General features: G+C 73.5%; 5 protein-coding genes. 1 reads left to right on the plus strand and 4 read right to left on the minus strand.

The features are described 5' to 3' along the window. Positions 1–20: 20 nt before the first annotated feature. Complete coding sequence (erpA, locus tag ACFUEL_RS36560; RefSeq protein WP_033219641.1) at positions 21–374, minus strand: iron-sulfur cluster insertion protein ErpA; 354 nt, start codon at positions 372–374, stop codon at positions 21–23. 206 nt (positions 375–580) lie between these two features. Here erpA and ACFUEL_RS36565 point away from each other — a divergent pair, with 206 nt between their 5' ends. Next, positions 581–1,462, plus strand: coding sequence for a GNAT family N-acetyltransferase (locus tag ACFUEL_RS36565; RefSeq protein ID WP_380242031.1), 882 nt, complete (start codon positions 581–583; stop codon positions 1,460–1,462). 178 nt (positions 1,463–1,640) lie between these two features. Here the strand turns inward: ACFUEL_RS36565 and ACFUEL_RS36570 are convergent, their stop codons facing one another. The 3 genes from ACFUEL_RS36570 to ACFUEL_RS36580 form a co-directional block, all read right to left on the minus strand. Beyond that, the gene (locus ACFUEL_RS36570; RefSeq protein WP_380242033.1) at positions 1,641–3,008 is read right to left on the minus strand and encodes a pyridoxal phosphate-dependent decarboxylase family protein; all 1,368 of its coding nucleotides are present in this window, start codon (positions 3,006–3,008) and stop codon (positions 1,641–1,643) included. Between the two features lie 157 nt (positions 3,009–3,165). Continuing rightward, complete coding sequence (locus tag ACFUEL_RS36575) at positions 3,166–3,633, minus strand: Lrp/AsnC family transcriptional regulator (protein ID WP_380242034.1); 468 nt, start codon at positions 3,631–3,633, stop codon at positions 3,166–3,168. Between the two features lie 90 nt (positions 3,634–3,723). Further along, on the minus strand, positions 3,724–3,971 hold a 248-nt coding region (locus ACFUEL_RS36580), incomplete at its 5' end, for a zinc-binding dehydrogenase (RefSeq protein WP_380242036.1).

A 3,971-nucleotide genomic window follows, 5' to 3' on the forward strand; every position in this document is an offset into this window, starting at 1 on the left:
CGTCAGGCCGTGTTCAGGGCCTAGCTGAACGAGTCGCCGCAGGCGCAGGAGCCGGTGGCGTTCGGGTTGTCGATCGTGAAGCCCTGCTTCTCGATGGTGTCCACGAAGTCGACGGTGGCGCCGCCCAGGTAGGGGGCGCTCATCCGGTCGGTGACGACCTTGACACCGTTGAAGTCCTTGACGACGTCGCCGTCCAGCGAACGCTCGTCGAAGAAGAGCTGGTAGCGCAGGCCCGAGCAGCCGCCGGGCTGCACGGCGACGCGCAGCGAGAGGTCGTCGCGGCCCTCCTGCTCCAGCAGGCCCTTGACCTTGGCCGCGGCGGCATCGGTGAGGAGGATGCCACTTTCGACGGTGGTCTCGTCCTGGACGGTCATGCTTACTCCCGGTCTGTGACGACTGTGATCCGCCAGTGCCAACCAGCGGCCCCCCGGATTCATTTCCGGGAGGTGGTGCGTTCGGGGGACATTTTTCGTCGCCCACTCCCCCACGTACCCCATGCTCGCACACCGGGCGCGGCGGGTCACCGCCCACTTCGGCAAACCGCTACCGTCCGCGCGCCCGGCGCAGCAGGATGTGAGGGGTGATCATTCGTCAGCTCAGGGACACCGCGGAGGACGCCGGGGCCGTCCAGCGGGTCTCCCGTGCCGCGTTCCGCGACCTGGACGGCCGGCCCCCGGACGATCCCGACCGGCCCGGCGACGAGGCGCACCGGATCAGGGCGCTGGCCCGGGCCAGGCACCTCGCGGTGACGGACCCGGAGGGGTGCTGGATCGCCGAGCAGGACGGCGAGGCCGTCGGGGTGGCGCTGTCGCTGCGCCGCGAGGGCGTGTGGGTGCTGCCGCTGTTCGTCGTGCTGCCCGCCGCGCAGGGGCGGGGGGTGGGCCGGCTGCTGCTGGAGCGGGCCACCGCGTACGGGCGGGGGTGCCTGCGCGGCATGCTGTGCGCCTCGCCGTCCCCGGCGGCGGCCCGGCGCTACCGGCGGGCCGGGTTCACCCTGCACCCGGCGATGCGGCTGACCGGGCAGGTCGACCGGGAGCGGCTGCTGGACCCGGGCGACATCCCGGTGCACGCGGGCAACTCGACGCACCTGCACCTGCTGGACTCGGTCGACCGCCAGGTGCGGGGCGCGGCGCACGGCCCGGACCACCCGTTCATGCTGGCGCACTTCGAGGAGCTGCTGGTCGCGGACACCCTGGCGGGCAGCGGCTACTGCTACCGGGACGGCGGCACCGTGCAGCTGGTCGCCGCGACCTCCAAGCGGATCGCCGTCCGGCTGCTGCGCGAGGCGCTGGCCCGGGTGCCGGCCGGGACGGAGGCGAGCGTCTCCTTCCTGACCGCCGAACAGGAGTGGGCCGTCGACGTGGGCCTCGACCTGGGCCTGTCCCTCTCCACCCGCGGCTACCTGGGCCTGCGCGGGATGCGGCCGCCGATGCCGTACGTCCCCAACGGGGGCTACCTGTGATCGCCAGGGGCTCGGGGAACGGTGGGCCGGGGACTGCGAAGGGGCTGCGAGAGGTTCGCTGCCGTGGCGCGCGTCTGCTTCCGGTTCTGTCACGGACACGCAGCAGCACGGACCTCCGACGGGCTCCGGCCACCAGCAGCACCGACTCGCCGTTCCCCGAGCCCCTGTCGGGGCTCTCCTACTCCATCGTGTCGAGGATCTCCTGGACCATCTCCATCGTCGTCCCCGGGTGCAGGAAGGCGAAGCGGGCGACGGTCTCGCCGTCCCAGCCGGTGGGGGTGACGAAGCCGGTCTGGTCGGCGAGGAGCTGCCGGGACCAGCGGTAGTAGTCGTCGTGCGTCCAGCCCTTGCGGCGGAAGCAGACGGCGGAGAGCTGCGGGTCGTGGAGGAGTTCGAGGTGGTCGGCGTCGCGGATGAGCCGGGCGGTGGCCCTGGCCAGGCGCAGGCCGGCCTCGATGGCGTCGGTGTACGCCTGGACGCCGTGGACCGCGAGGGAGAACCAGAGCGGGAGGCCGCGGGCGCGGCGGGTGAGGTGGTAGGCGTAGTCGGTGGGGTTCCACTCGTCGCCCTCGGTGTGCAGGACGTCGAGGTAGGAGGCGTCCTGGGTGTGGACGGCGCGGGCCAGCCGCGGTTCGCGGTAGAGCAGGGCGGCGCAGTCGAACGGGGCGAACAGCCACTTGTGCGGGTCGACGACGAAGCTGTCGGCGTGCTCGATGCCGTCGTAGCGGTGGCGGACGGAGGGGGCGAAGAGGCCGGCGCCGCCGTAGGCGCCGTCGACGTGGAACCAGAGGCCGTGCTCGCGGGCGACCTCGGCGATGCCGGCCAGGTCGTCGACGATGCCCTCGTTGGTGGTGCCGGCGGTGCCGACGACGGCGATCACGGTCTCGGGGTGGGGGTCGGCGGCGAGGGCGGCGCGCAGGGCGTCCCCGGTGAGGCGGCGGTCGACGGCGGGGACGAGGAGGGGTTCGACGCCGATGATGTTGAAGGTGTTCTTGACCGAGGAGTGCACCTGGTCGGCGACGGCGATCCGCAGCCGGGCCTCCGGTCCGACGGCCAGGCGGCGCCTCGCGGTGTCGCGGGCGACGACCAGGGCGGAGAGGTTGCCGGCCGAGCCGCCGGAGACGAAGGTGCCGCCGGCGCTCGCGGGCAGGCCGGCCCGGTCCGCTATCAGGCGCAGGACCTGGTTCTCGGCGGCGATCGCGCCGGCCGCCTCCAGCCAGGAGATGCCCTGGAGGGAGGCGCAGGAGACGACCATGTCGAAGAGCAGGGCGGCCTTGGTGGGGGCGCAGGGGATGAAGGAGAGGTAGCGGGGGCTGTCGGCGGAGATGACGGCGCGGGAGAGCTCGTGGTCGTAGAGCTTGAGCACGTCGGCGGGGTGGTTGCCGTGGTCGTTCAGCAGCCCGGCGAGGGCCTCGCGCAGGTGGGTGCCGTCGCCGGGGTGGTCGAGCGGGACGGGGTCGTACTGCAGCCGTTCGCGCATGTAGTCGAAGACGAGGTCGACCAGCTCGTTGTCCGGCTTGTGCATGCGGTCGGGGGCTGCGTACACGGGTGTCCTCTTCGCTGCGAACGGTGCTGGGGGTGCCGGGAGGGGCAAGATCAGCGTAGGCAGCGGGGGTGGGCGGGCGCGCGTCGGAACGCGGCCGTCCGGGGCGGGTTTCCTGCGTGTTCGGGCGGGGGCGCGCAGGAAAGCTGCGCGGGGTGGGTCAGATGAGCTGGGAGAGGACGACGGCGGAGCGGCTGCGCTGGACGCCGGGCTCCTTGCGGATGCGCTCGATGACGGCTTCCAGGTGGCGGGTGTCGGTGGCGCGCAGGTGGACGAGGGCGTCGGGGTCGCCGGTGACCGTCCAGGCGGCGGCGACCTCGGGGAACTGGCGCAGGGTGGCGAGCAGTTCCTCGGGCGAGGTGCGGGGGCGGCAGTAGACCTCGACGAAGGCTTCGGTGTGCCAGCCGAGCAGGGCGGGGTCGAGGACGACGGTGAAGCCGCGGACCACGCCGCGCGCCCGCAGCCGGTCGATCCGGCGGCGGACGGCGGTGGCGGAGAGGTTGCTGAGCAGTCCGATCTCGGCGTAGGAGGCGCGGCCGTCGCGGCTGAGGTGTTCGAGCAGCAGGCGGTCGGTGTCGTCGAGGTCCGGCCGGACGGGCTCGGGCTCGGGCGGCCGGGGGGTACTCATGACGGGGCTCCACGGGTGGTGCGGGTGAGGGTGGCGGGCCGCGGGTGGCGCGGCCGGCGGAGCCCATTGTCGCGGACGGCCGGAGTCCGGTCAGTCCACCAGCAGGACGATCTTGCCGCGGGTGCGGCCCTCGGCGTTGAGGGCCTGGGCGGAGGCGGCCTGGCTGAGCGGGAAGGTGGAGGCGACGGGGACGGTGAGCAGGCCCTCGTCGGCGAGCCGGGCGACGGCGGCGAGGTCGTCGGGGTCGGGGCGGGTGAAGACGTAGCGGCCGCCGCGGGCGGTGACGGTGTAGTCGGCCACGGAGGCGATCCGGGAGGGGTCCTTGAGCAGGCCGAGGG

The sequence above is a fragment of the Kitasatospora sp. NPDC057198 genome (assembly GCF_042670125.1).
Classification (GTDB): Bacteria; Actinomycetota; Actinomycetes; order Streptomycetales; family Streptomycetaceae; genus Kitasatospora.